The 24,325-nt window shown below is 48.6% G+C and carries 22 protein-coding genes; 16 read left to right on the forward strand and 6 right to left on the reverse strand.

The annotated features are described in order from the left end of the window. Window positions 1-73 precede the first annotated feature (73 nt). Genes nikA through AC3WRW_RS11550 form a run of 6 tightly spaced genes read left to right on the forward strand, consistent with a single transcriptional unit; the run spans window position 74 to window position 6,554 of the window. Window positions 74-1,684: a nickel ABC transporter substrate-binding protein gene (gene nikA / locus AC3WRW_RS11525; RefSeq protein ID WP_492546461.1), complete on the forward strand. Its 1,611-nt coding sequence runs from the start codon at window positions 74-76 to the stop codon at window positions 1,682-1,684. Window positions 1,685-1,693: 9 nt separating this feature from the next. Beyond that, entirely contained in the window at window positions 1,694-2,641 is a 948-nt protein-coding gene (gene nikB, locus AC3WRW_RS11530) for a nickel ABC transporter permease (RefSeq protein WP_492546462.1), read from the forward strand. Continuing rightward, on the forward strand, window positions 2,634-3,464 hold the full coding sequence (nikC, locus tag AC3WRW_RS11535) for a nickel transporter permease (RefSeq protein WP_492546463.1): 831 nt from the start codon (window positions 2,634-2,636) through the stop codon (window positions 3,462-3,464). Before nikB ends, nikC begins: the two co-directional genes overlap by 8 nt. 17 nt (window positions 3,465-3,481) lie before the next feature. Then, window positions 3,482-4,375, forward strand: coding sequence for an ABC transporter ATP-binding protein (locus AC3WRW_RS11540; protein ID WP_492546464.1), 894 nt, complete (start codon window positions 3,482-3,484; stop codon window positions 4,373-4,375). A 4-nt stretch (window positions 4,376-4,379) separates the two neighbouring features. Next, complete coding sequence (locus AC3WRW_RS11545) at window positions 4,380-5,168, forward strand: ABC transporter ATP-binding protein (protein ID WP_492546465.1); 789 nt, start codon at window positions 4,380-4,382, stop codon at window positions 5,166-5,168. 39 nt (window positions 5,169-5,207) lie between these two features. After that, the gene (locus AC3WRW_RS11550) at window positions 5,208-6,554 is read left to right on the forward strand and encodes an MATE family efflux transporter (protein ID WP_492546466.1); all 1,347 of its coding nucleotides are present in this window, start codon (window positions 5,208-5,210) and stop codon (window positions 6,552-6,554) included. 354 nt (window positions 6,555-6,908) lie between these two features. On the opposite strand, the gene AC3WRW_RS11555 is transcribed toward AC3WRW_RS11550, so the two are convergent. Together AC3WRW_RS11555 and AC3WRW_RS11560 are read right to left on the reverse strand one after the other, a co-directional pair. Beyond that, on the reverse strand, window positions 6,909-7,355 hold the full coding sequence (locus tag AC3WRW_RS11555; protein WP_492546467.1) for a hypothetical protein: 447 nt from the start codon (window positions 7,353-7,355) through the stop codon (window positions 6,909-6,911). Window positions 7,356-7,610: 255 nt separating this feature from the next. After that, window positions 7,611-8,510, reverse strand: a complete 900-nt coding sequence (locus AC3WRW_RS11560; RefSeq protein ID WP_492546468.1) for a LysR family transcriptional regulator — start codon at window positions 8,508-8,510, stop codon at window positions 7,611-7,613. Window positions 8,511-8,661: 151 nt separating this feature from the next. Between AC3WRW_RS11560 and AC3WRW_RS11565 the strand changes: the two genes are divergently transcribed. From AC3WRW_RS11565 to apgM, 3 genes are read left to right on the forward strand one after another with little or no spacing between them, the layout of a single operon-like run. Beyond that, window positions 8,662-8,799, forward strand: coding sequence for a hypothetical protein (locus AC3WRW_RS11565; protein ID WP_492546469.1), 138 nt, complete (start codon window positions 8,662-8,664; stop codon window positions 8,797-8,799). 12 nt (window positions 8,800-8,811) lie between these two features. Then, window positions 8,812-10,299 carry an SLC13 family permease gene (locus AC3WRW_RS11570; protein ID WP_492546470.1) on the forward strand — a complete coding sequence of 496 codons (1,488 nt, stop codon included), beginning with the start codon at window positions 8,812-8,814 and terminating at the stop codon, window positions 10,297-10,299. A gap of 18 nt (window positions 10,300-10,317) precedes the next feature. Continuing rightward, window positions 10,318-11,556, forward strand: coding sequence for a 2,3-bisphosphoglycerate-independent phosphoglycerate mutase (gene apgM / locus AC3WRW_RS11575; RefSeq protein WP_492546471.1), 1,239 nt, complete (start codon window positions 10,318-10,320; stop codon window positions 11,554-11,556). A gap of 88 nt (window positions 11,557-11,644) precedes the next feature. Here the strand turns inward: apgM and AC3WRW_RS11580 are convergent, their stop codons facing one another. The 4 genes from AC3WRW_RS11580 to AC3WRW_RS11595 all read right to left on the reverse strand — a co-directional run bounded on the left by AC3WRW_RS11580 (window position 11,645) and on the right by AC3WRW_RS11595 (window position 16,316). Then, window positions 11,645-13,240 (reverse strand): sensor domain-containing diguanylate cyclase, encoded by a 1,596-nt coding sequence (locus tag AC3WRW_RS11580; protein WP_492546472.1) that lies wholly within the window; start codon window positions 13,238-13,240, stop codon window positions 11,645-11,647. Window positions 13,241-13,356: 116 nt separating this feature from the next. Then, the gene (locus tag AC3WRW_RS11585) at window positions 13,357-14,340 is read right to left on the reverse strand and encodes a TIGR03943 family putative permease subunit (RefSeq protein ID WP_492546473.1); all 984 of its coding nucleotides are present in this window, start codon (window positions 14,338-14,340) and stop codon (window positions 13,357-13,359) included. Between the two features lie 13 nt (window positions 14,341-14,353). Beyond that, on the reverse strand, window positions 14,354-15,295 hold the full coding sequence (locus tag AC3WRW_RS11590) for a permease (protein ID WP_492546474.1): 942 nt from the start codon (window positions 15,293-15,295) through the stop codon (window positions 14,354-14,356). 13 nt (window positions 15,296-15,308) lie between these two features. Then, window positions 15,309-16,316: a CobW family GTP-binding protein gene (locus AC3WRW_RS11595; protein WP_492546475.1), complete on the reverse strand. Its 1,008-nt coding sequence runs from the start codon at window positions 16,314-16,316 to the stop codon at window positions 15,309-15,311. Between the two features lie 265 nt (window positions 16,317-16,581). Between AC3WRW_RS11595 and AC3WRW_RS11600 the strand changes: the two genes are divergently transcribed. The 7 genes from AC3WRW_RS11600 to AC3WRW_RS11630 all read left to right on the forward strand — a co-directional run bounded on the left by AC3WRW_RS11600 (window position 16,582) and on the right by AC3WRW_RS11630 (window position 24,091). Beyond that, window positions 16,582-17,289, forward strand: a complete 708-nt coding sequence (locus AC3WRW_RS11600; protein ID WP_492546476.1) for a metal ABC transporter ATP-binding protein — start codon at window positions 16,582-16,584, stop codon at window positions 17,287-17,289. After that, the gene (locus AC3WRW_RS11605; protein ID WP_492546477.1) at window positions 17,235-18,050 is read left to right on the forward strand and encodes a metal ABC transporter permease; all 816 of its coding nucleotides are present in this window, start codon (window positions 17,235-17,237) and stop codon (window positions 18,048-18,050) included. The genes AC3WRW_RS11600 and AC3WRW_RS11605 overlap by 55 nt, the downstream gene beginning before the upstream one ends. A gap of 1 nt (window position 18,051) precedes the next feature. Next, the gene (locus AC3WRW_RS11610) at window positions 18,052-19,002 is read left to right on the forward strand and encodes a metal ABC transporter substrate-binding protein (protein WP_492546478.1); all 951 of its coding nucleotides are present in this window, start codon (window positions 18,052-18,054) and stop codon (window positions 19,000-19,002) included. A 79-nt stretch (window positions 19,003-19,081) separates the two neighbouring features. Next, window positions 19,082-20,302: a GTP-binding protein gene (locus tag AC3WRW_RS11615; protein ID WP_492546479.1), complete on the forward strand. Its 1,221-nt coding sequence runs from the start codon at window positions 19,082-19,084 to the stop codon at window positions 20,300-20,302. A 340-nt stretch (window positions 20,303-20,642) separates the two neighbouring features. Next, a complete protein-coding gene (locus tag AC3WRW_RS11620; protein WP_492546499.1) occupies window positions 20,643-21,554 on the forward strand; it encodes an ABC transporter permease in 912 nt (303 codons plus the stop codon). Window positions 21,555-21,573: 19 nt separating this feature from the next. Beyond that, a complete protein-coding gene (locus tag AC3WRW_RS11625) occupies window positions 21,574-22,458 on the forward strand; it encodes a carbohydrate ABC transporter permease (protein ID WP_492546480.1) in 885 nt (294 codons plus the stop codon). Between the two features lie 49 nt (window positions 22,459-22,507). Further along, window positions 22,508-24,091: an extracellular solute-binding protein gene (locus AC3WRW_RS11630; RefSeq protein ID WP_492546481.1), complete on the forward strand. Its 1,584-nt coding sequence runs from the start codon at window positions 22,508-22,510 to the stop codon at window positions 24,089-24,091. The last annotated feature ends 234 nt before the right edge of the window (window positions 24,092-24,325 follow it).

Consider the following 24,325-nt stretch of genomic DNA (forward strand, 5'->3'; position numbering starts at 1 on the left):
TAGTAATGATTACTATTAACACAATTTATAATAGTAATTATTACACTTAAATGAAAATGAGGGGGCAAGCAAAATGAAGTTATGGGGAACGAAAACTTTTGCTTTGGCGCTAATATGTGCGGCCATTCTGGCCGGATGTTCTACGACTGCGAATACCGATTCGACCGCACAGAAGGATGAGGCAAAGCTGAAAGCGATTACGCTCTCTTGGGCTAAAGATATCGGCAGCTTAAACCCGCACCTGTATGCGCCGAATGAGCTTTTCGCGCAAGCCATGGTGTACGAACCGCTTGTGCAGTATGGCGTGAAGGGCGATATTCAGCCGGCTCTTGCAGAGAGTTGGCGTGTAACGCCGGACGGAAAAACGTACACATTTCAATTGCGCAAAGGGGTGAAATACTCAGACGGTTCGGAGCTTGATGCCGCTAATATAAAGAAGAACTTCGATGCCCTGCTGGCGAATGGAAAGCGGCACAGCTGGCTGGGATCGATCAATGAAATCAAACAGACGGAAATCGTCGATTCGCAAACTTTCAAGATCGAATTGAAAGATGCGTATTATCCGTTTTTGCAGGAGCTTGCGCTCATTCGTCCCATGCGTATGCTCGGCAATGCCGGGTTTCCTGATGACGGGAATACGGCTGAGACGATTAAAAAGCCGATAGGAACGGGCCCATGGGTACTGTCCGATTATCGAAAAGACGAATATGCGGTGTTTACTCGCAACGAACATTATTGGGGAACGAAGCCGAAGCTGGATAAAGTGACGATCAAAATCATCCCTGATCCGCAAGCCCGTGCGATGGCGCTGGAAAAGAAGGAAATCGATATGATTTTCGGGAGCGCTCAGCTGTCGCCTGCTGCATTTAAGTCAATGAAGGATACTGGCAAGTATTTGACGATGGTCTCCGAGCCGCTTTCCACGCGCGTGCTGGCCGTGAATTCGAACAGAGGTCCGACTCGGGATCTGCAAGTCCGTCAAGCGTTGGAATACGCATTTGATAAAAATACGGTTATCGAGCATGTGCTTAACGGCATCGAGAAGCCGGCGGATACGCTTTTCCCGCCAACACTTCCCTATACCAACGTGAAATTGCAGCCCTATGCGTATAATTTGGAAAAAGCGAAATCGCTGCTGGATGAAGCGGGCTGGAAGCTGGAGAGCGGCAAAACGTTCCGTGAAAAAGACGGGAAAGTGCTGGAACTGGATCTCGCCTATGACAGCAACGACCAAGTGCAGAAGACGATTTTTGAGTATATGCAAGGAGAATGGCGCAAAATCGGGATCAAAGGCAATATGATCGGCGAAGAGAAACAAGCGTTCACGAACCGGCAGAAAGAGGGAACGTTTAACCTGGCTTTCAACGAAACATGGGGCATTCCTTACGACCCGCATACGTTCGTGGCTTCCATGCGGGAGCCTGGGCATGCCGATTACCAAGCGCAAGCAGGCTTGCCGATGAAAAAAGAGATTGACGACAAAATTACGCAAGTGATCATCAGCACGGACGAGCAAAGAAGACAAGAACTGTACGCGGACATTTTGACGACACTGCACGAGCAGGCGGTATATTTGCCGATCTCCCACACGGTGAATGTTGTCGTTGCGAATAACAAGGTGAGCGGAGTTTCGTTCTATCCGATGCAGTTTGAGATTCCATTCCAAATGTTTGATATCAAATAGGAGCACCTCATGATTAACTTTCTAGCAAGAAGATTGGGCAGCATGCTGGTTGTGATCATGGGGATCACGGTGGCAGCCTTTCTGTTAATCAGGCTTATACCGGTTGATCCGGCGGAAGCTTACTTGAATCTGTCGAAAATTCCCATCACGGAAGCTGCGCTTGATTCGGCGCGCAAAGAGCTGGGACTAGATCGTCCCGTGTACGAACAATATGCCCAGTGGATCGGTCATGCGGTGCGGCTTGATTTTGGCACATCATTCATCTCGAAGAAGCCCGTTTTGACTGAATTGGCAGGAAGGTTTAAAGCGACGGCTCAGCTAGCGTTTGTCTCCTTCGTTGTGATGCTGGCCATCAGCATCCCCGTTGGGATATGGTCAGCGATTCGCCGAAACGGCTGGTTTGATCGGATCGCCAAACTCGGCGTATTTGCTCTAGCCTCTATGCCGAGCTTTTGGCTCGCCTTTATTTTAGTCTATTGGCTGGGATTAAAATGGGACTTATTCCCGCTTATGGGAAGGGGAACGGCGGCTCATCTGGTGCTGCCCTCCCTGACCCTGGCGCTCATTTACAGCACCTACTATATCCGGCTTATCCGAACGGGCATGTTGGAACATTTGGAGCAGCCTCACGTTTGGTACGCACGGTCGCGCGGGGTGAAGGAGCCGCTGATTATGCTTCGTCACGTCGGAAAGAGCACGCTGCTGCCCATCATTACGTCGCTGGGCATTACGCTCGGGCATTTGCTCGGTGGAACGGTCATTGTTGAAAATGTGTTTGCTATCCCGGGCATCGGCCGCTACATCATGGAGTCAATGGTGAACCGGGATTATGCCGTCGTGCAATGTTTTGTTTTGCTGACCGGCCTGTTTTTTGTCGTCATCAATTTGCTTGCGGACACGGTGTGCGCCTTCGTAGATCCGCGTATTCGAGAGAAAGGGGGACGGCGGCATGAGTGAACGGTTGAGCCTGACGTTTTATCGCTCTGCGGCGCTGATCGTTAGCGGAGGCTGTTTGCTGGTGCTCGCCATGATTGCCGTGCTGGCGCCGCATCTCATGCCGCATGATCCGTATGAGGTTGATATTGTACATAAATTACAGGCTCCTTCATGGGATTATCCGCTAGGAACGGACCATTTGGGACGCTGCGTATGGTCGCGAATCATTGCCGGTACACGTGTTTCGCTCGTTGCGGCTTTCGTCGTTATCGCGATCACAACCGCGCTGAGTCTGACGATCGGAATCGCAGCAGGCTACCTAGGAGGGTGGCTCGATCGGCTGCTCATGCGTGTTTGCGATCTGTTCTTAGCATTTCCGAGCTTCATTTTCGCGCTTGCCATTGCCGGTTTGCTGGGAGGCGGCGTCGTGAATCTGGTCGCAGCGCTGGTTGTCGCGCATTGGGCCGGTTATGCAAGAATGATTCGGATGATGGCTGTTAGCCTAAAGGAAAGAAACTATGTATTCTCGGCGAAAATAACCGGGGTCTCCAGCTTCGGTATTCTGCTGAGGCATATATTGCCGTTCGTGCTGCCCCAAATCATTGTGCTGCAATTTTTGCAAATGGGCTCCGTTATTTTGCAAATTTCGGAATTGTCGTTTCTTGGACTGGGCGTGCAGGCGCCGATGGCCGAATGGGGCATGATGATCAACGACAGCAAATCATGGATGGCCAGCCATCCGCTGCTGATGGTCGCTCCGGGACTTATGATCTTTGTCACGGTTGTGGCTTTCAACTGGTTCGGCGACGCGCTGCGTGACAGGCTCGATCCGAAGTCCGGTTAAAACGAAAGGAGCTGCGTATGGAACAAACGGTCATTCTGGACATTCGCAATTTGCAAGTCGATCTTCCTGTTCAAGGCGGGCGCATGAAACGTGTGGTGAGCAACATTCATTTGACGTTAATGCAAGGACAAGTGTTAGGCATTGCAGGCGAAAGTGGCAGCGGCAAAACGATGATATGCTCGGCGATACTTCGGCTGTTCAGCGCTAAACAGCAAGTGAAGGGCAGCATTCGTTTTTGCGGCGAGGAACTGCTCCAGCAGCCCGAGGCAAGAATGCGTCAACTGCGCGGTCAGGACATCGCTTTGATTATGCAAAATCCGATGGCGGCCTTTAATCCGACGGTAACGATCGGCGTTCACTTTACCGAGACGATCCGTTCTCACATGGCAATGAGCAGAGCGGAAGCGCACAGGCTCGCCTGTAAGCAAGTTCAGCGCTTTCAGCTGCCGCATGGAGAGGGGGTGCTGCGCATGTATCCCTTTGAGCTGAGCGGGGGGATGCTGCAGCGCATCATGATCGCAATAGCCGCTTGTTTGCAGCCGAAGCTGCTTATCGCCGATGAACCGACGACGGCGCTCGATACGACGACGCAGTTCGCGATATTGGAAGAGCTGCAAAGACTGCGCGAGCAAAGCGGCATGAGCATGCTGATCGTATCGCATGATCTTGGCGTCATGGCGAAGCTTGCGGACGAAGTGGCCGTGATGCGCGGGGGCATCATGGTGGAAAAAGGACCCGCCAAGCTCCTGTTCAACCGTCCGCGTCATCCGTATACGCAGGCGTTGTTGGCTGCGCGGGAGGGCTTCGGCAGCACGACCGTTTCTGCGGAAGCGGAAGAAACCGCGGATGAGGACTTCATCGAAGTGGAGCCGGGGCATTGGGTACGATCACATCAATCGGCTGGCAGGTGAAAGCATGCGTTGTATATTGGAATTGAACAATGTGTCAAAAACGTACCATTCAGGCGCTTCGTTCGTTTGGCGCCGGCGTACGGAAATTGAAGCGGTGAAGAACGTGTCGCTTCGTCTCGACGAAGGGACGTGTCTTGCCATCGTTGGCGAAAGCGGCTCCGGCAAAAGCACGCTGGGCAAAATCGTGCTCGGCCTGGAGCGGCCGGATCGCGGCGAAGCCAAGTTCCTTGGACGCAGCTTGCATGGCGTTCCGGCTAAAGAGCGCAAGCTGCTGCGGCGCGACATGCAGCTGGTGTTTCAGGATTCTCACAGCGCGGTGAACCCGCGCATGACCGTGCAGAGCATCATTGCCGAGCCGCTGCGGGTGCATGAGCGCATGACGGCATCCGAGCAATCCCGGCGGGTACGCGAGCTGCTCGAAGTGGTCGGCTTGCATAAAGACGACGCCGGGAAGTATCCGCATCAGTTCAGCGGCGGGCAGCTGCAGCGGATTTGCATCGCCCGTGCGATTGCGCTCTATCCGAAGCTGATCGTGCTGGATGAGGCGGTCAACAGCTTGGATGTGCTCGTGAAAGCGAGCATTTTGCGCCTGCTCGCGGAGTTGAAGGAGCGGTATGGGCTCTCGTATTTGTTCATCTCGCATGATTTGGCAGCCGTGCGATTGCTTGCGGATCGCGTCGCGGTCATGGAACAAGGCGAGATCGTCGAAACGCTGGACGACGCAACGAGGCTTGATGAGCTGCAGCACCCGGCTGGCCGGCGGCTGCTGCAGGCCGTACTGCCTGGCATCTAAAGGAAAGGATCGCTGTTAACGAAGCGTTATGTAATTAAGATGAAGAGATTAAATCATAGATCTTATTTGAAATTGGCGATTCCACTGACCTTATCGACCATGACGACGCCGCTCTTGGGGGCGGTGGATACGGCCGTAGCCGGACAGCTTCATCATCCGGCTTATTTGGGCGGGATTGCCGTGGGTACGCTTATATTCAATACCTTATATTGGCTATTTGGGTTTCTGCGCGTCAGCACCTCCGGATTTGCAGCACAAGCTTTGGGTCAAGGAGACCGGGACCTGCAAATCGAAGAACTGCTGCGCCCGCTTGTGCTTGCAACGCTGCTAGGCATGCTGTTTGTGGTGCTGCAATGGCCGATATTACAAGCTTGCTTACATGTGATCAACCCAGAAAATGAAGTTAGAGCAATCGCTTCGCACTATTTTTACATACGTATTTGGGGCGCGCCCATTACCTTGATTAACTATGTTATTCTCGGTTGGCTGATGGGGATGGGAAGAATCAAGTTTTCGCTGTTTTTGCAAATCGCTATGAATGTGCTCAACATCTTGCTGTGCCTGTTATTTGTTCACGGCTTTCATTTAGGGGTTGGCAGCGTTGCTGCAGCTACGCTTCTTGCGGAAGGCGGGGCGCTTTTACTGGGGATAGGTTTCATTATCCGGTTGGTGCCGCTCAAGCTGAGGTGGACCCAGGTCAAGAAGTCAGCGTCTATTTCCAAAATGAAAAAGAGCATGGCGGTCAATAGCGATCTGTTGATCCGAACAGCTTGTCTATTGGCTGTATTTAACCTGTTCACGGCAGCTGGCGCCTCCTTCGGTACGGAAGTATTGGCGGCTAATGCCATTCTTATGCAAATTCAGTTTATGATGGCTTACTTTTTTGATGGCTTAGCGAACGCAAGCAGTATTATGGCTGGGCGAGCCGTAGGTTCGAAAGATCGTGAAACCTTCCGGAAAACGGTCGGTTTATCATGGCAGTGGTCCCTATTTGCTTCCGTTTCGGTGGCTGCTCTATTTTATTTGTTGAAGGATGAGACCATCGCTCTTTTTACAAGTATACACACGGTGGCGGATCAAGCTAATCGCTACAGTGTGTGGCTGGTTTTATTCCCTTTTTTATCAAGTTTAGGTCTTGTGTATTATGGCGTATTTACGGGTACTTCAGTTACCCGCCCCATTCGAAACACGATGATCGGGGCAATGCTGCTATTTCTGGCGGCCCGGTTGCTGCTGGTAGACAAGTTGCATAACGACGGACTCTGGATGGCCTTCCTCGTATTTTGCACAGCGAGGTCTCTGCTGCTGGTCATATTTGTACCGAAGCTCGAAAAAGCGCTGTTTCCCAATCGCGATGATCTAATGCAGAGCTCGCTGAAGAATTAAAAAGCTGCCCATCGGAAGCATTTACCGAAGGGCAGCTTATTTAAATATCCATCTCCTGAAAGTCTGTGATGAAGGTCCTGTAACGGGGTTTGGGATGAGCCAGGGGACTATAGGGCGTTATTTTGCTAGAAACAGCCTACTAGGCAGGGAAGAGGGAACTGGGGTCCGCTATTCCACCATCCGAGCAGATAGGTAGGTCTTTGTGGCGAAATAAAACCCTGTAGTTCCCCTTCAATCCCGAAATGTCGATTTTCTCCAAAATAAGGGAGCGGAGTTCCCTCCATCAGGCGGATCTCAAGTTATGCCGGGTAAACTACCCTGACGGTTTTTAGGAAGCAGCTGTACTTTATTTAGTTAAGGCATCTTAGGCCAATCTTCTTGACTCGTACTCCAATAATCAACAATAAGCCATTTTCCTTCTATTAGTTCTAATGTGACTGTATCAACATAATGACGAGATTTTCCTTTTACCATAACCTCTACCGAAGCTTCTTTTTGTTTGCCTTTTTCACGAACATCAAATATAGACTTCTGTTTAGGATGGCTAATATCCCTAATCTTCACAATGCGATAATTTTGTATGTCCCCGTACCAAAAACGATATTGTACGACCAATTGTGCATTATGATCTGGAAAGAATTCACCGGTGTTGTCAACACTAGTAACGTATAAATCATAGAAATTTATTAAAGTATCTCTTGCGGTAGCATGTTTTGAAGCGTTTGGACTTTGATTGTAATATAGATAAATAGCAAATGTAGCAACACTTATACTAAGTAGTAAAATGAGAGTTTTTTTCATATTAACCCCATATTATTCCTGCTTTAACGCGCACTTTTTCATTACGTTGATTTGTATTTCCTAAATTATTCCACACATTATTAGACACCTTGAATATGGTTTTTATTACATAATTATGTAAATTTTTTTGAGAGCATACGTAGATTCGAGAACTTTTTTTAAATTCTACTCCAAATCTATCTACGATCCGCAGAGTTCCTCCGTACGCTCCAACATACGAGTTTAGACAAGGACCAGCTACAGGCTGGGTCTTTCCTATACCTCTTTAAAAACCGTTCCATCCAATAAAGGGATGAACTTTTTGGCCGCAGGCGAAAAATGTTTGTTGCGATGATAAACATAGCTGATGCCTCTAAGGAATTGGATTCCCTCAATAGGGATCTTAACTAGCAGACCATGCTTGATTTCCTGCTGAATAGCAAAGCTAGAAACGATGGAGACACCGAGTTCATGAATGACACCTTGTTTGATCCCCTCAAGATTGCTGATTTCCAAATATTTAGGAGGGGAGAAGCCGTACTTTCGAAATTGATCTTCTAAGTAAAGGCGGGTAGCGGATTTGTCCGGTTTTAAAATGAAGGTTTCGTTAACCAAATCTTCTAGTGTACACTGCTGTTTTTGGGCCAGATGATGGGAAGGACTAACGATAAGGACGAGCTCGTCCTGATAAAATGTGGTCTGTTGATAGCGGGTCTCATCAATCCGCACGCGATCGGACAAAATCAAGAAATCGACTTTATTCGTATCGAGCATGTGAATCAGGTGGTTGGATGATGTGATATGCATATTTATTTTGATATTTGGGAACTCTGTGGCGTATTCTCGCAGCATTTTGGGAAGCAGGTATACGCCGACAAAATTGCTTGCTCCTATGGATAAGGTTCCGAAAGATAAATCCTCCAGCTGCCGGATATGATCTTTAGCTGAATGAAGCAAGTTAATAATTTGTTCCGCGTACGGCTTGAAATGTTCGCCTTGTTTCGTTAGGTATAATTTTTTTCCGATCCTGTCAAAAAGGGGAACCCCCAGTTCTTCTTCCATGCTCTGAATCTGCATGCTTACGGATGGTTGGGAGCAGTAGAGCTGTTCGGCCGCTTCTGTGAAATTAAGGCATTCCGAGAGCGTAATAAAGGTCTGCAGCTTGGATAGATTCATGATTCAACACATCCTTTTCTAAAAATAAACTATAACGTTATGTTATGATTATTCAAATATAATCAAATTGTATAATAACAGTAGCGCGAATATACTAAAATTGCAAACGGTTAACTAAAAGGAGGATGTCAATGGGAAGCGTACCCGGTGAATGGTTTGGTGGAAACTCGATTTTAAAGGCTCCACGTATTTTAGAAATGAAAGCGATAACATTTTGGGGACGATGGAAGAAGAAGTGTGGCTCATTATGAAGGTTAACACCAGTTCGAGCAGGCTTAATCACTACTGAGGAGAATGAGAGATGACAAATGAACGGACTACGGAAGAAAAGGAAGGCAAGGAGCCGTCTCGCCCAAAGAGCAGCAGAGCGGAAAACTTCATGAAAAAGTGGGGGTTCCCCCTTGCGGTTATTGTGGGATTGCTTCTATTCTTCATGCCCACCCCGCAAGGCTTAAGCGCAGAGGCACAGAAAGCAATTGCTATTTTTACGGGATCGTTAATCCTTTGGATCACCACACCCATTCCCATTTATTTAACATCGATCATTGCGATTTTGCTGCTTCCTTTAACCGGAGCTGTGAAAGATCAAGATGTGGCCTTCGGAACATTAGGTTTTGACGTCATTTGGTTGATGGTTGCGGCATTCATCCTCACGTCTGCGATGATGAAATCTAATTTGGGCAGAAGATTCGCCTTGTGGATGGTTACGAGCTTCGGGAAAACGCCGAAGAGAACGCTGCTCGTCCTTATTATCATTAACTTTGTTCTTGCTTTTTTCGTACCTTCGACAACGGCAAGAGCTACGCTAATGGTTCCTATTTGCTTGATTCTGTTAGAAGTGTATCGGGCAGTTCCGGGTACAAGCAATCTTGGGAAATTGATGATGCTGCAAGGCGTCCAAGCAGACGCGATCGCGACATCCGGCGTTATGACGGCCACATCGGGCAACATCATCGCCGTAGGCTTCATCAATGAACAAGCGGGCGGGCATATCGGCTATATCGATTGGCTATTAGCATCTATGCCTACGGCTATTATTACGATGGGATTGACCTTTCTCATTGGATTTAAGCTCTTCTCTATTAAAGGCGAGTCCAGATTTGAAAATGCCATGAGCACATTGAAGGAAGAGCTGAGAAAGCTGGGATCTTTCTCGCTGAATGAAAAGAAAGCTTTAATTATCTTTGTTTGTACCGTAATCCTTTGGGCTACAGGCGATTATCAAAAAGGGTGGTTCGGTTTTGCACTGAGCACGGAACAGACAGCGGTGCTTGCAGCACTTTTTTGCCTGCTACCTAGAGTAGGGGTACTTACATGGAAAGAAGCAAATATCAAATGGGAGCTCATGATTTTCGCTGCCGGGGCGTACGCTGTCGGCAATGCATTGGATAAATCCAAAGGCGCGGAATGGATCATCAAGAAATTGGTGACGTTCTTAGGCTTGGAACATATGAGTCATGCGCTGGTTTACGTGGTGGTCGTGTTCCTGAGCATGTACAGTCATCTTATATTTACAAGTAAAACCGTACGTGTGACGATCTTAATCCCGGCGTTCATTGCTCTGGCCAAAACATTAGGCATCGATCCAGTACCGCTGGCATTAGCTGCTGCAATGACGATGACCTATACCATCACTCTCCCTCCGCATTCGAAGGTGAATACGATTTATTTTGGAACAGGGTATTTTTCCGTCTTAGATCAAGTGAAGTATGCCATTGTGACTTGTTTTATTGGCGCTTGCGTAATTAGTTTATCTTTATTTACCTGGTTTAAAATACTGGGATTATAAAAACATTCGGAGGAAACCATGCTAAAAAGAAAAGTTATTCTGGCTATTGCTGACGGTTTGGGGGACCGTCCACATCCGCTGTTGAATCATGAAACTCCATTGGAATACGCGAAAACGCCTAATCTGGATCTGTTGGCAGCAAGTGGGATTACGGGAATGATGGATTTGATTAGTCCCGGAATTCCGGTGGGAACGGATATGGGACATCTCATTTTATTCGGTTATCCGCCGCATCGCTATCCAGGACGAGGGCCAATCGAAGCTTTAGGCATCGGTATGGACATTCAGTCGGGAGATGTCGTCTTGCGCTGTAACTTTGCTACGGTCAATGAGGACGGAATCGTCGTTGATCGCCGAGCCGGCCGGATTCGAGAGGGGACAGATGAATTAGCAGCAGCTATCGACGGCATGGAGATTGACGGAATTGACGTTTATTTCAGAGAGGCCACGGAGCATCGGGCGGTTCTTATTCTGCGCGGCGATGGGTTGAGCGATCAAATCAGCGATTCTGATCCCAAAGCACCAAACGATGGCATGCCTTATCTAGCGATAAAACCGCTGGATTCATCGGAGGCATCCAAGCGAACAGCCTGGATTGTAAATCTTTTTCTTCAAAAATCGCGTGACATTTTGCTGAATCATCCTGTTAATGCAGAGCGTCTTGAGCAGGGGAAACTGCCTGCGAATTTTATTCTGACCAGGGGAGCCGGTCAAATGGCCGATCTTGAACCGATTGCCAAGCAATTTGGTATAAGCGGGAGTTGTATTGCAGGAGAAAGCACGGTGCTAGGCGTGGCCCAATTAGCAGGCTTTAAGACGATGACGGACAGTAGGTTGACAGGCAACATAGATACGAATATCGAATTAAAAGCGAAATGGGCCATCGAAGAGATAGCGGCGAATGACATGGTTTATGTGCATATGAAAGCACCTGATGTCAAAGGCCATGATAACTTGCCGTTTGAAAAAGCAGCAGCTATCGAGCTGTTTGACCGGATGGTGGGGCTTATTTTACATTCGCTGCCGGAGGATACTTATCTTGCCCTGGCTGCCGATCATTCTACGCCTTGCGAAGTTGGCGAACACACGGGAGATCCGGTTCCGGTTCTCATTTACGGGCCAAGCATCCGAAGAGACCGGGTCACGGCGTATAATGAATTGGACTGCGCATATGGAGGATTAGGACGGTTGTCGGGGAGCGATTTTGTCAGAACTTTACATGGGTTAATGGGAATCGTGAAGAAGCAGGGGAATTAAATCCCGCATAGGGATAGATAAAGGGGCTGTCTCGCTAGGTATGAAGACCTGCGGGAGAGCCCCTTTTATCATATCGAAACAGCTACAGCTATTTCCCCCCGATATCCGCAATAATGGTGCGGTTCCTGCCGGTTTCCTTAGCTTTGTACAAGGCCTGGTCGGCCAAATGAATCAGCTCTTCAGCCGAGTCTGAGTGGGAGGAATAGTGGGCGATGCCCTGCGAGACCGTAATCGGCTGCCGGACAGGATTATCCTTATTTTGCAGCGTAATGCGAATTCGTTCGGCAACAAGATAAGCCTCTTCTGCACTTGCTTGTGGAATAAGGGCAATGAACTCTTCGCCTCCGAATCGGCAGCACACATCACTTGGCCGAACGGTTGAGGTCACTATTTTCGCGAAATGCTTCAACACTTCATCCCCTGCTTGATGCCCATACGTGTCATTAATAGATTTAAACCGATCAAGATCCATGATAATGACGGAGAATGAAGTTCCTTCCTCTATCCACTTATGCATGATGGCTTCGAGCGTTCTGCGGTTTGTAAGTCCGGTTAACGGATCTGTCATGGCATCGAGCGTCAATTGATCGGTCTGTTTTTTAATAGCCGTTAACGCATATCTGACTGCTGTCGATAACAAATCGACCTCACGGTTCCAGTGCTGTTTTCCTTCAGGCAGCTCGACATGTTCCCGACCGATTTTGCCAACCAGATCGGCCAAGGAAATGAATGGCCGCGCTAATCTGCGCGCAAGCCCGATGACGATTAACATGAATATCGAGAACGGGAGCATCGTGTACAACAGAACGGATTTGATATGACGCATTAATTGCTCATAGACGACGCTGATTGGGGACACGACAACGACGCCCCAGCCATTTTCGGGAACTTTTACATAACCCGCCAGCAAAGATTCGCCATGTAAATTGACCATCTGTTCGTAGCCGCTTTGACCTTGAATAAGCTTGTTAACGACTTGATTGGCGCTGATATCCTCGCCTAGCCGTGTTGTGTCGCGATGGAACAGCAGATGACCGTCCGATCCGACGATGTAAAAATAGGAACCTACTTTATCCGTCGGGTTGCTCCCGAAAATCATATTCAATATATTGTACTCTTGCAGATAAAGCGTGCCCCCGATGAAACCGCGGTAAGTACCTTCTTTGTCGAATAACGGCTCGCTCATAAAGACGATGAGGCGGTTGGTGCTTGCGGCAATGTACGGTTTGGAGAGGTAGGGCTTTTGCGATGCCAATGCAGCTTTCGCCGCTTCTGTCGTAATATATTTTCCAGCTGTGCCTGTGGACGAGGGCGACACATTCCGAACAAGACCCGTCTCATCCACGATTGAAATGGAATTAAAATAATTGCTGCTGTGACGCATTAATTCGAGACTTGCATATACTTCATCTGGATTCATAGCGTTTACATTTGAAAAAATGTTTGCTGAATATTGCAGACTGCTTCGCATGGATTTAAACAAGGAGTTGATCGTCTGGCTCATTTTGCCTGCGCTCGAAAAGTTCAAAGTGAGCGTCGTGTCGATCAGGGACCTTTTTTTCGATTCATAGGAAGCAGCGAGCAGAATGCTTAAAGTCAAAAGGACGGAAAGGCAGACCAGCCCTGTCAGAAGCGTGGCTAAGCTGATCTTTTTCCTCTGGTTCGCTTTTATTTCGTGCAGCATAGGTACTGGATAACTCCTTTGGACTATATAGACAAATACCGACGAAAAATCGACATGTTTCGCGGTATTTAAGCTTCTATTATATACCAAATCCCCTATAAATACAGTACCCTAGCTTAGTTAAGCTCTTTCAGCGGCTCGAAATTCGGATAAATATAGGGCGAGCTTGGTGCTGCGATCTTTTCAATGCTGGCAGCTTTGATGACAAAAATATCGTTGTCATTGTAGCTGCCATTTTGAATGGTACCGGTGACCTTGACCCACATGTCTTTGGGGTAAGTCTGAGCGGTTGGGAAGTCGATCATGACGCCGTAGGGCGTAGCATCCGCGGAACAGCAGCTAACGGCAAATCGCCCCACGACAAATTGATTGCTCTTCATGTTGTCCTCACGATAGACGAAGCCGGAGAGTTCAATTTTTTTCCCGATAAAATTTTGTTTAAAAAGGTCAATCGACGAGAGAATTTCCATGTAGATTTCCGGTTTGACGACAATGGTATCCTTTTTGTAGAGAATCATGCCGATTTTGGCAAAGTCTTCATCCCATTCGTTATCCGCGTGGAACAATTTCTGCAGGGCAGCATCTGTTTCCGCGGCAGCCGGCGTCTCCGTATTGGAAACGGACGGGGTGATCGCAGGCGCAGGCGTGGAAGCGGGAGCAGCAATCTCCCCTTGGCCGGCCGGATTTTCACTTGAGGCTGTGCTTGCCTTTGCGATCGAGGATTTGGCAGCGGAAAGATTCATCCCTTTGGCGGCGACCATGGAAGAGCTTAGGGCCGTATCCGGAAGCAAAAAGCCGATTAACAGCGGCAAAATCAGCAGCCCGTAGGCAGCCGTATTGCGCCAAGATGAGCGGGAAACAGGCTGCTCACACTCACAGGCTACGGGTTTTCCCCAATAGGAACGCAATGCCATATAACCTTGAAAGCAGGCAATGACATATAACACGACGGCAGCAACTTTTACGAAGATCATCATTCGCGGCGCTATGTAAAATTGGAGAGCGTCCGATTTGACAAGGACCACGATATAGCTGGAAAATCCGAGCAAAATCAAGGTGCGGATACAATAATGAAAACTGATTAAGCGAGCCTGGCTCATGGACATTCCTCCCTCATAGCAAAAATAAATGTTCAAAAAGCAGCGAGCAAGCGAGCACCGTGATGATAATGAGTACAGAGAGAATAAGCACAAATTTCGATTTGAATACGGAGAGCAGCATCAGCGTGCTTTTGAAATCCAGCATAGGACCAAATACTAGAAAGGTTAGCAGAGAGCCGGATGTAAACGATGTCTGAAAAGATGAAGCTACGAATGCATCCGAGGTCGAACATAAAGAAAGAATGTAGGCGAAGCCCATCATAAACAAATGAGAGCTGAGCGGACCTTGGCCGATGGCAAGGAGACTTTCGCGCTGCATAAAAATTTGAATGAGAGCCGTTAGCATGGAGCCGAAAACAAGATATTTTCCCATTTCGAAAAACTCATTCGAGGCATGTACGAAAAAGGTGTTGATTTTGCTGGAGAAGCCTCCTCCTTGGTGCTGGTGGCCTTCCCCATCTTCTTGATTCGAAAAGTTGGCGCGGCTGTTGCGCAGCGGATTGCGTTTGATAAACCGGTAAAGGATAAGTCCGATGATCACAGCCGCGGCAAAAGCCAGCCCCATCCGGGAATAGGCGATAGCTGGATGATTGCGGAATGCCATGAACGTCGCTGCAAAAACAACAGGGTTAATAATAGGCCCCGTTATAATGAAGACAACGGCAATGTAGACAGGCATTCCTTTGAGAATAAGCCTTCGCACAACGGGAATCATGCCGCATTCGCACATCGGGAAAAGGATACCGAGCAAGCAGGCAAACAAGATGCCGAGGATAGGGTTCTTCGGTATAAACCGGCGAATGGTTTGTTCCGATACAAACGTTTGCAGCAGCGACGAGAGCAGCACGCCAAGGATAATGAAGGGAACGGCTTCCAGCAGGATGCTGACAAAAATGGTTTTAAAGGATTGTATTTGTTCGGTTTGCAGGATTTGGGACAGTGAAACACTTGGCATAGTGGGAAACTCCTTACTGATAATTATTCCAGTCATTCTCAAGAGAATGGCTGTCCAGATCAAGGCCTATGAGGATCAGATAAGGCGTTCCTTGAAAAGCGGTCGGCTGCCAATTGGTGCGGTTGCCTGCAAATTGCATAAGATATGCTTCGCGATTATCGCCATTGCCGATTCGCAAATAGCCTTTCGCCCGAAGGAGCTTTTTGCCCCATTTTGCCAAATAAAGTTCCACGTAGCGCTTTGTAATCGGTCGATCGTCCTCAATGGGAATGGCCAGCGTTTGGATGCGTGAAAAAGAAGCGGCATGTTCGGCCGTCTTATTCGGCTCTTTTATCGGTTTCACAGCCTGCAGGCTCATGTTTTTGTTGAAAACGATTGAGCTTGACGGCTGCTGCTGCCTGGATGACAGACCGCCGAAAATGAAGTTTAAATCAAACAGGCTATGCGTCGTGTGCAGTAGCAGAGAGCGTTCATTGTATTTACGAACTGTTTTTTCGATGGACTTCAACTGCTTGTCTGTGACCAGATCGATTTTATTAAGCAAAAGCAGGTCGGCCACTTCCATCTGTCTTCTAAGCGTATGAACGAGCTCCCGGTCTGATGCGAAAATGCTGTTATATTCAAGCACATGTTCAGCGTCAAGCACAGTGACGACCTGATGAAGCTTCACATGAGGAAGCAGCGCAGGCTCTGTCAGCGCATCGACGATTTCTTCCGGGTTCGCGACACCTGTCAGCTCGATGAGTATGACATCCGGTTTGCGCAATAACAGTTGTTTCATGGAATCGCTAATATCGCTTTTCTTGCTGCAGCAGATGCAGCCATCGAGCAGTTTGGCCAGGTTAAGATCGGGAGAAGCCTCTTGCAGAAGGTGTCCGTCGACATCTTGCTTCCCTAACTCATTCATCAGAACCGCAGGCAAAAGTTGAAAGGCGGCGGCTTCCCGGAGCATGCGAAGAAGCAGAGTCGTTTTACCGCTGCCTAGAAATCCGCTCATTACGATGACGGGCACTTTACTCATAGATGACTCCTTTGCTATTATGTATAAATGTAATTATTACGAATTAAATTGTAGTATAAAAGACGAATCCCTGCAAGGCTAAAGATTTCGTTATTGACATCGTCTTGGAAAGAAGATATATTTGTCGGTGTAAACGTAAATATTACTATTAATGACGTTTGTTCGTAATAATTACAGATCGTAATCATCGATTAACTGCTGAGGGCGTTCTTTTTTTTGATATTAATTCGTAAATATTACATATAAATCAAAGGGGTTTATGCGAATGAGAGTTGCTTCATTACATCAGGTGGAATTCGGCTATAACGATATTCCCTGTCTGGAAGATGCTAATGTGGAAATTCAGTCCGGCGAGTTTGTTGTCGTGACGGGTCCTAACGGCGCAGCGAAGTCAACGCTGCTGAAGCTCATGCTGGGTTTAATCGAGCCGTGGAAAGGGAGCGTCTTTCTTTCGCCAAAAAATAGAGAGGGGAAGAAGCTGCGGGTAGGCTACGTTTCGCAGCAAATTGCCGCTTTTAACAGCGGATTCCCAAGCACGATACTTGAGTTTGTTCGTTCAGGCAGGTACGCAAGCGGGCCGTGGCTCCGTAAACTTCGCTTGGAAGACGATAAGTTGACAGAAGAGGCCCTTCGGCAGGTAGGCATGTGGGATTTGCGGAAACGCAAGATTGGCGAGCTTTCCGGCGGACAGAAGCAGCGGATATGCATCGCCAGAGCTCTAGCGCAGGAGCCGGATATGCTGGTGCTCGACGAGCCGACGACGGGAATGGATCAAGAGAGCCGGCTCAAGTTTTACGAACTGATGCATGCTCAAGTGAGAGATCACATGCGGACCGTCGTTATGGTGACGCACAATCTTGCCGAAGTAGCCCCGTATCTGGACCGGATGATTGAGTTGGAGAGAAGGGAGGAAGGCGGATGGAAATGCTGCACTACGACTTCATGCAGCGGGCATTTTGTGCCGGTGGGTTAATTGCCGTCATCGCTTCGATTCTCGGCGTGTATTTAATGCTGCGCAGACAAGCGCTTATGGCCGACATGCTTTCGCATGTCTCCTTGGCCGGTGTGGCGGGCGGCGCTTATCTGCACATCAACCCTACCTTAGCCGGATTTGTCGTAGCGACCTTGGGGGCGATAGCGGTTGAATATGTGAGAAGGTCCTATAAATCCTACAGTGAAATTTCTGTCGCCATTATTATGGTTGGAGGCTTGTCTTCTGCTGTAATTATCATGAGTCTTAACCAAAGCATCAACAAGGGATTTTCCGCCTACTTATTTGGTTCTGTCGTTGCCGTGAACGAAACGGAACTTCTTCTCATGCTCGCCGTTGCCATTGTCGGCGGTCTGTTTTTCTTTCTGTTTCGCCGGCCGCTGTATCAAATTACGTTCGACGAAGATACAGCCAAAACGAACGGATTGCCGGTGAAATGGATCTCGCTTGGCTTTAGCGTCATAACCGGCATGATTGTATCCGCTGCTATGCCTATCGTTGGCGTGCTGCTCGTTTCCGCACTTATCATTCTTCCTGCAGCGCTGGCTATCCGGATTGCGCCCAGCTTCACTTCATCCCTGTTTATCGCGATGGGGATCGGACTGTTCGGCGTGTTTTCCGGGCTTACGGCTTCTTATCAACTTAGCACACCGCCCGGCGGGACGATAGCGCTCCTATTATTAATCATTTTGCTTGCCGGCTTAAGCATCAAAAAAATCATACCTAAATGGAGGATTCAATAACATGAAACAATCTTGGCTAGTCAAATCATTCGCTTTCACCGCTTTATCAACGCTGCTGTTATCAGGCTGTGCCGCTAATTCTTCTTCAAGCAACGGGAAACTTAACGTGGTGACAACGTTCTATCCGATGTATGAATTCACCAAACAAGTAGCTGGCGATCATGCGGAGGTCATTGCCTTGATACCTGCCGGTGCGGAACCGCATGATTGGGAGCCCAGCGCCAAAGATATGAAAAAAGTGAAGAATGCGGACGTGTTCGTTTATAACGGAATCGTTGAAGGCTGGGCGGAACAAGCGCTTTCGAGTGCAGGAAATCAGAAGCGGGTTGTCGTTGAAGCCAGTAAAGGCATCGAGCTGATGGAAGGATTGCCGGAGGAAGATGAGGATCACAAGGACAAAGATCATAAAGAGGCGGCTGGAGGCAAAGTGATGGATCCCCATGTTTGGTTAGATCCGGCGCTTGCGCAAAAAGAAGTGGAATCCATTGCGGCCGGCTTGTCTCAAGCGGATCCTGCGCACAAAGAGGATTACCGTAAAAATGCGGATGCCTATATCGGGAAGCTTAAAGAATTGGATGCAAACTACCGTTCAAGTCTCGGACAAGTGAAGCAGAAAGATTTCGTCACACAGCACGCGGCATTCGGCTATTTGGCCAAACAATATGGACTTACGCAAGTGCCAATCGCCGGACTTTCTCCTGAAGAAGAACCGTCGCCTGCCCAAATGGCCGATATTATTACATTTGCGAAAGCCAACCAAGTGAAAACGATTTTCTTTGAAACTTTAGTCGATCCGAAAGTAGCCCAAACCATCGCCAAAGAGCTCAACGCGAAAACGGCAGTGCTGAATCCTTTGGAAGGCTTGACGGATGAAGAAAAGAAGAAAAACTTGGATTACATCAGTATTATGACCAACAACCTGGAAGCGTTAAAGAAAGCGTTGAATGAATAAAAGAACCATCAGCAAACCATCGGTTTGCTTGTTGATTCCGCTTAAATCGTAAAAATTACAAATTAAAAGGAGCGTCACGATGTCAGATCATAAAATTCCCGTCACCGTTTTAAGCGGTTATCTAGGAGCAGGCAAAACAACCTTGCTAAACCATGTCTTACATAATCGCGACGGCCTGCGAGTTGCCGTCATTGTCAATGATTTAAGCGAGGTCAATATCGATGCGGGGCTTATTCGGGAGGGCAACGGCCTGTCACGGACGAATGAGAGCTTGGTTGAAATGTCCAACGGCTGTATCTGCTGCACCTTGCGCGACGATCTGCTCCAAGAAGTGGAGCGGCTTGCCAAAGAGAATAAATTCGACTATATCCTGATCGAATCGACCGGTGTCGGCGAGCCGCTGCCGGTTGCCCAAACCTTCACATATCAGGATGAGACGCAGGGCATTGATCTCTCTCAGTTCTGCCGTTTGGACAGTATGGTGACCGTTGTGGACGCCTACCGCTTCTGGACGGACTATTCCTCCGGAGAAACGCTGCTTGACCGAAGCCAAGCCGTTGGCGAAGACGACACAAGAGAAGTTGTGGATCTGCTGATTGATCAAATTGAATTCTGCGACATCCTAATTTTGAATAAATGCGACATGCTGGACGAAGATGAACTGAACGAGCTGGAAGGCGTTCTGCGCACGCTTCAGCCTAGAGCCAAATTCATTCGTTCCGTTCATGGGCAGGTGGCGGCTGCGGAAATTTTGAATACGAATCTGTTTAATTTCGAGGAGGCTAGCACATCCGCAGGCTGGATGAAGGAAATGGCGAAGGAAAGCCACACGCCGGAAACCGAAGAATACGGCATTTCCTCCTTCGTGTATGAAAGAGTTCGGCCCTTCGAGCCTTCGCGGCTGATGAGATGGATGGAGGATTGGCCGGCGGAAATCGTTAGAGCCAAGGGGCTGATGTGGCTCGCTACCCGAAACAATTACGCGCAGAACTTGAGCCAGGCAGGACCTTCTGTTCGCTTCGGACCTGCTGGATATTGGGTGTCTGCGCTTCCCGATGCGGAAAGAGCAGCCGTACTTGAAGAGGATGGAGATCTAATCACGCATTGGGACGCTGTTTATGGCGATCGCGTCAATAAAGTCGTATTTATCGGCATGGAAATGGATCGGGCAGAAATTGCGGCTTCTTTGGATGCATGCTTATTAACCGATGATGAAATGCTCGGGGATTGGAACCGTTTCGAAGATAATCTGCCGAATGCCATGATGGAGCTAGAGGACGCTTGTCCATTGCCGCAATAGGATGCCGGGAAAAAGTGAATAGTTGAATGTCTTAAGGAGCTAAGCCGCTTATATGTGCTTAGCTTCTTTGCTTTTGAGGCTGATTGCCTCCATATTGTCTGGGACAGCCCCAGTTGGGCGATTTCAACAGTTTTATCGCGTTTGCATTATTTTGTTTTTGGCGTAAACATCGTGTTGGAAGGGCTTACAAAAATGTCCGATTGGCGGAAAATGCCCCAAGCCGCATACTGAATCTACACCGCTCGCGAGGCGATCAACTTTCTTGGAGGTGAAGAGGATGAAACGGGCAGCTGCACCTCATCCATTAGATATTGCGCAGACGGCTACCCGTGAGCAAGCAATGCGCCGTTCCACGGTAATGGGACGATTAATCAAGGACAAATGGCTGTACTTGCTCTTAGCTCCGGGGTTGTTGTATTTCATCATTTTCAAATATGTCCCAATGTGGGGCGTACTGCTTGCTTTTAAAAACTATCAGCCCTTTATAGGCTTTTGGAAAAGCGACTGGGTGGGGTTGGAGCATTTCCGTGTTTTTTTCACAAACCCTGAATTTTTCATGCTGCTTCGCAACACGCTCTTGCTCTCGTTATATAATTTGCTGTTTTTCTTCCCCGCACCGATCGTGTTGGCGCTGCTCTTAAATGAAGTACGCCTGGCGATTTTCAAGAGAGCCGTTCAGACGCTGATCTATGTGCCGCATTTTATATCCTTAGTTATCGTGGCCAGCTTGACGTATGTGTTTCTGACTACGCAAGGCGGGATCGTCAATGAAATGCTGCAGGAGCATACGGGTGCCAAAATCGATTTTCTGGCTAGTCCCCAGTGGTTCCGGCCGATGATTATTATTCAGACGATATGGAAGGAATGCGGATTCGGCACGATCATTTTCCTTGCGGCTCTGGCGGGCGTTGACGTCGAGCAATACGAGGCTGCCGTAATGGACGGAGCAAACCGCTTTCGCCAGATGTGGCATATTACGCTGCCTTCTATCCGTAGTACGATTGTCATTCTTCTCATTCTTCGGATGGGGCAAGTCATGGATAACGGTTTCGAGCAAATTTTCTTGCTGCTCAATCCTTTGAACAGGGAAACGGCGGAAGTTTTCGATACTTACGTCTATATGATGGGGATCACGCAAGGCGCGTTCAGTTACAGCACAGCGGTCGGGTTATTTAAAGCAATCGTCGGCGTTATCCTCGTTCTCGGCACGAACTGGCTGGCCAAGCGCTTCGGGCAACCCGGGATTTACTAGCGGAAGGAGGAGAGGCACATTGTCTAAAAAATACAGAAGTTTCTCAGGAACCCTATTCGATGTAAGCAATTATATTCTGCTCGGTATAATCGGTATCGTAGCCGTTCTACCCTTCATCTATGTGGTGGCCGGTTCGTTCGCGACGGATACGGAATTAACGCAAAGAGCGGTCTTTCTGATTCCCAAAACGTTTTCCTTATCGGCTTACGCGTTTATTTTTTCAACGGATACGATTCTGAAAAGTATATGGGTTTCGCTTTACGTTACGATCGTAGGCACGATTGTCAACTTGTTTTTTACCGTAACGATGGCATACGCTCTATCCAAAAGAGGGCTTATGGGCCGAAATACCATATTGAATCTGATCGTTTTCTCGATGCTCTTCGGCGGCGGTCTGATTCCGACTTATATCGTTGTTCGCGAGCTGCATATGCTCGATACGTTTTGGGCTTTGATGATTCCCGGAGCTATCAGCGCCTTTAATTTGATCATCGTCAAAAACTTTTTTCAGGAGCTCCCGCAGGAGCTGGAGGAAGCGGCCAAAATTGACGGCTGCACGGAGCTCGGTCTGCTCTGGCGCATTGTTCTTCCGTTATCGATGCCGGTGCTGGCCACCTTCACTTTGTTTTATGCGGTGGGCCATTGGAATAACTTTTTCTCGGCGCTGCTGTACATCAACGATCCGGCCAAATGGCCGCTTCAGGTCATGCTGAGACAAATCGTGCTGCTGTCGCAAATGGCGGCCGGCGATATGAGTACGGTCGATCCGCAGTTCGTGAAACAACAGGAGCAGCCAATCAAAATGGCGGTTATCGTTGTCGGCACCATTCCTATTTTGCTCGTCTATCCGTTCCTGCAAAAGCATTTTGCCAAGGGGGTCCTTATTGGATCGGTCAAAGGGTAAACGGATTGCGATAGAGTATTGGTTTCTATTTTAAAGGAGGAGCGATCACATGAAAAAGAACTCAAAAAAATGGATTTCCGTGGCAGCAGTCAGTACGATGGCCATGACAACAATTGTAGGCTGCAGCAGCGGGGGGAAGGAAGCGGCAACCACGCCTTCGGCAGCGGCAGCGTCCGCTCCGGCAGCCGCTACGCCTGCACAGCAGCAAGCACCGCTGGATCTTACGCTCATGCTCCCGATTTTCAAAACGAATTTCCCGAAAGACGATGGTCCGGTTGTCACGGAAATTGAGAAAAGGACCAATACGAATATCCATCTGGAGTGGGTGCCGAACGCCTCTTACCCGGATAAATTCAACATCACGCTCGCTTCCGGCAAGCTGCCCAGCATCATTTATGTGCCTGATGTGAAAAATCCGAGCTTTGTGAATGCCGCGAAGTCCGGCGCGTTCTGGGAAGTAGGCAAGTATTTGAAGGATTACCCGTCACTTAGTCAGGCGAACGCCATCATTATGAACAACTCCTCCATCGATGGCAAAAACTACGGTGTTTACCGCGGACGCGCGCTTGGCCGAAACGGCATCAACTACCGCAAAGACTGGTTGGAAGCGGTCGGCATGCAGCCGCCAAAAACAATCGACGATTTCTACAATATGTTGAAAGCGTTTAAAGAGAAAGATCCGGATAAGAACGGTAAGGATGACACTTACGGGATGGTCATGGTGAAATGGACCGGTCAGTGGGCAAGCAGCTTTGACATTATTAAGCTGTGGTTCGGTTCTCCGAACAAATGGGGGGTCGTGGACGGCAAGCTGATGCCGGAGCATCAAACGGCGGAATATCTGGAAGCATTGAAATTTATGAAAAAGCTGTATGATGAGAAGCTGATCAACCAGGACTTTGCCGTATTCGATTCGGCGAAATGGAACGATCCTGTCGTCAATAATCAAGCCGGCGTTATCATCGACGTTACGGACAATGCGGCGCGTTTGGACGATAAAATCCATCAAGTGCTTGCGAAGGAAGGCAAGGACAAGCCGGACGTCCACTATATTGACAACATGATTGGCGTCACCGGCAAAGCGGGTCTGAAAGCACTGCCGACCTCCGGTTTCGCTGGCTTGCTCGCCATTCCTAAATCGTCCGTGAAAACGGAAGACGACTTGAAGCGCGTGCTGAAATTCCTCGATCAAATGAATTCGCCGGAGCTCACCACAATAGCCGGATACGGTTTGGAAGGCAAGCACTATACGAAGGAAGGCGACGCTATTGTGCCTAGCAAAGATACAGCGCTTCTGGAGTCTGAAGTTGAGGGCTTGAACCAAATGCTGCCGTTCATTCCGGAGGATCGGGGGCTGAAGGTGAAACAAACGCCGCTTCGCCTGCAAACGGCGAAAATTCAGAAAGAAGCGGAGCAGTATATAGTGGCTAACCCTGCGGAGCCGTTTATTTCCCAAGTATATTCGCAAAAAGGCCAGCAGCTCGATAATATTATCAACGATGCGCGAATCAAATTCATCGTCGGTCAAACGGACGAGGCTGGTTTGAAAGCCGCGTTCGAGACTTGGAAGAGATCGGGCGGAGACGACCTCGTGAAAGAAATGAACGAGCTTTATGCCGCTGTGAAAAAGTAACAACCGAATAATTAGGCGAGGAGCCGTATTCAGGCACTCAGGTTCCGCTTGTTGGCTGGCGGGACTTGGGTGCCTTATCTGCCGGATGCTGCAGTAAGAAGTCGGAAAAGTAGGGGAAAAACTCTGAAATTTAACTTCCTCCCGGCTTGTTTCCGTTATAAGCTCGAAGTTATAGCGTCATTCGCTTGAAGGTAAACTAACGAATGGGTTGGTGAGAGCATGCTCCTAAGCACC

Source organism: Paenibacillus sp. FW126-R14 (genome assembly GCF_058789495.1).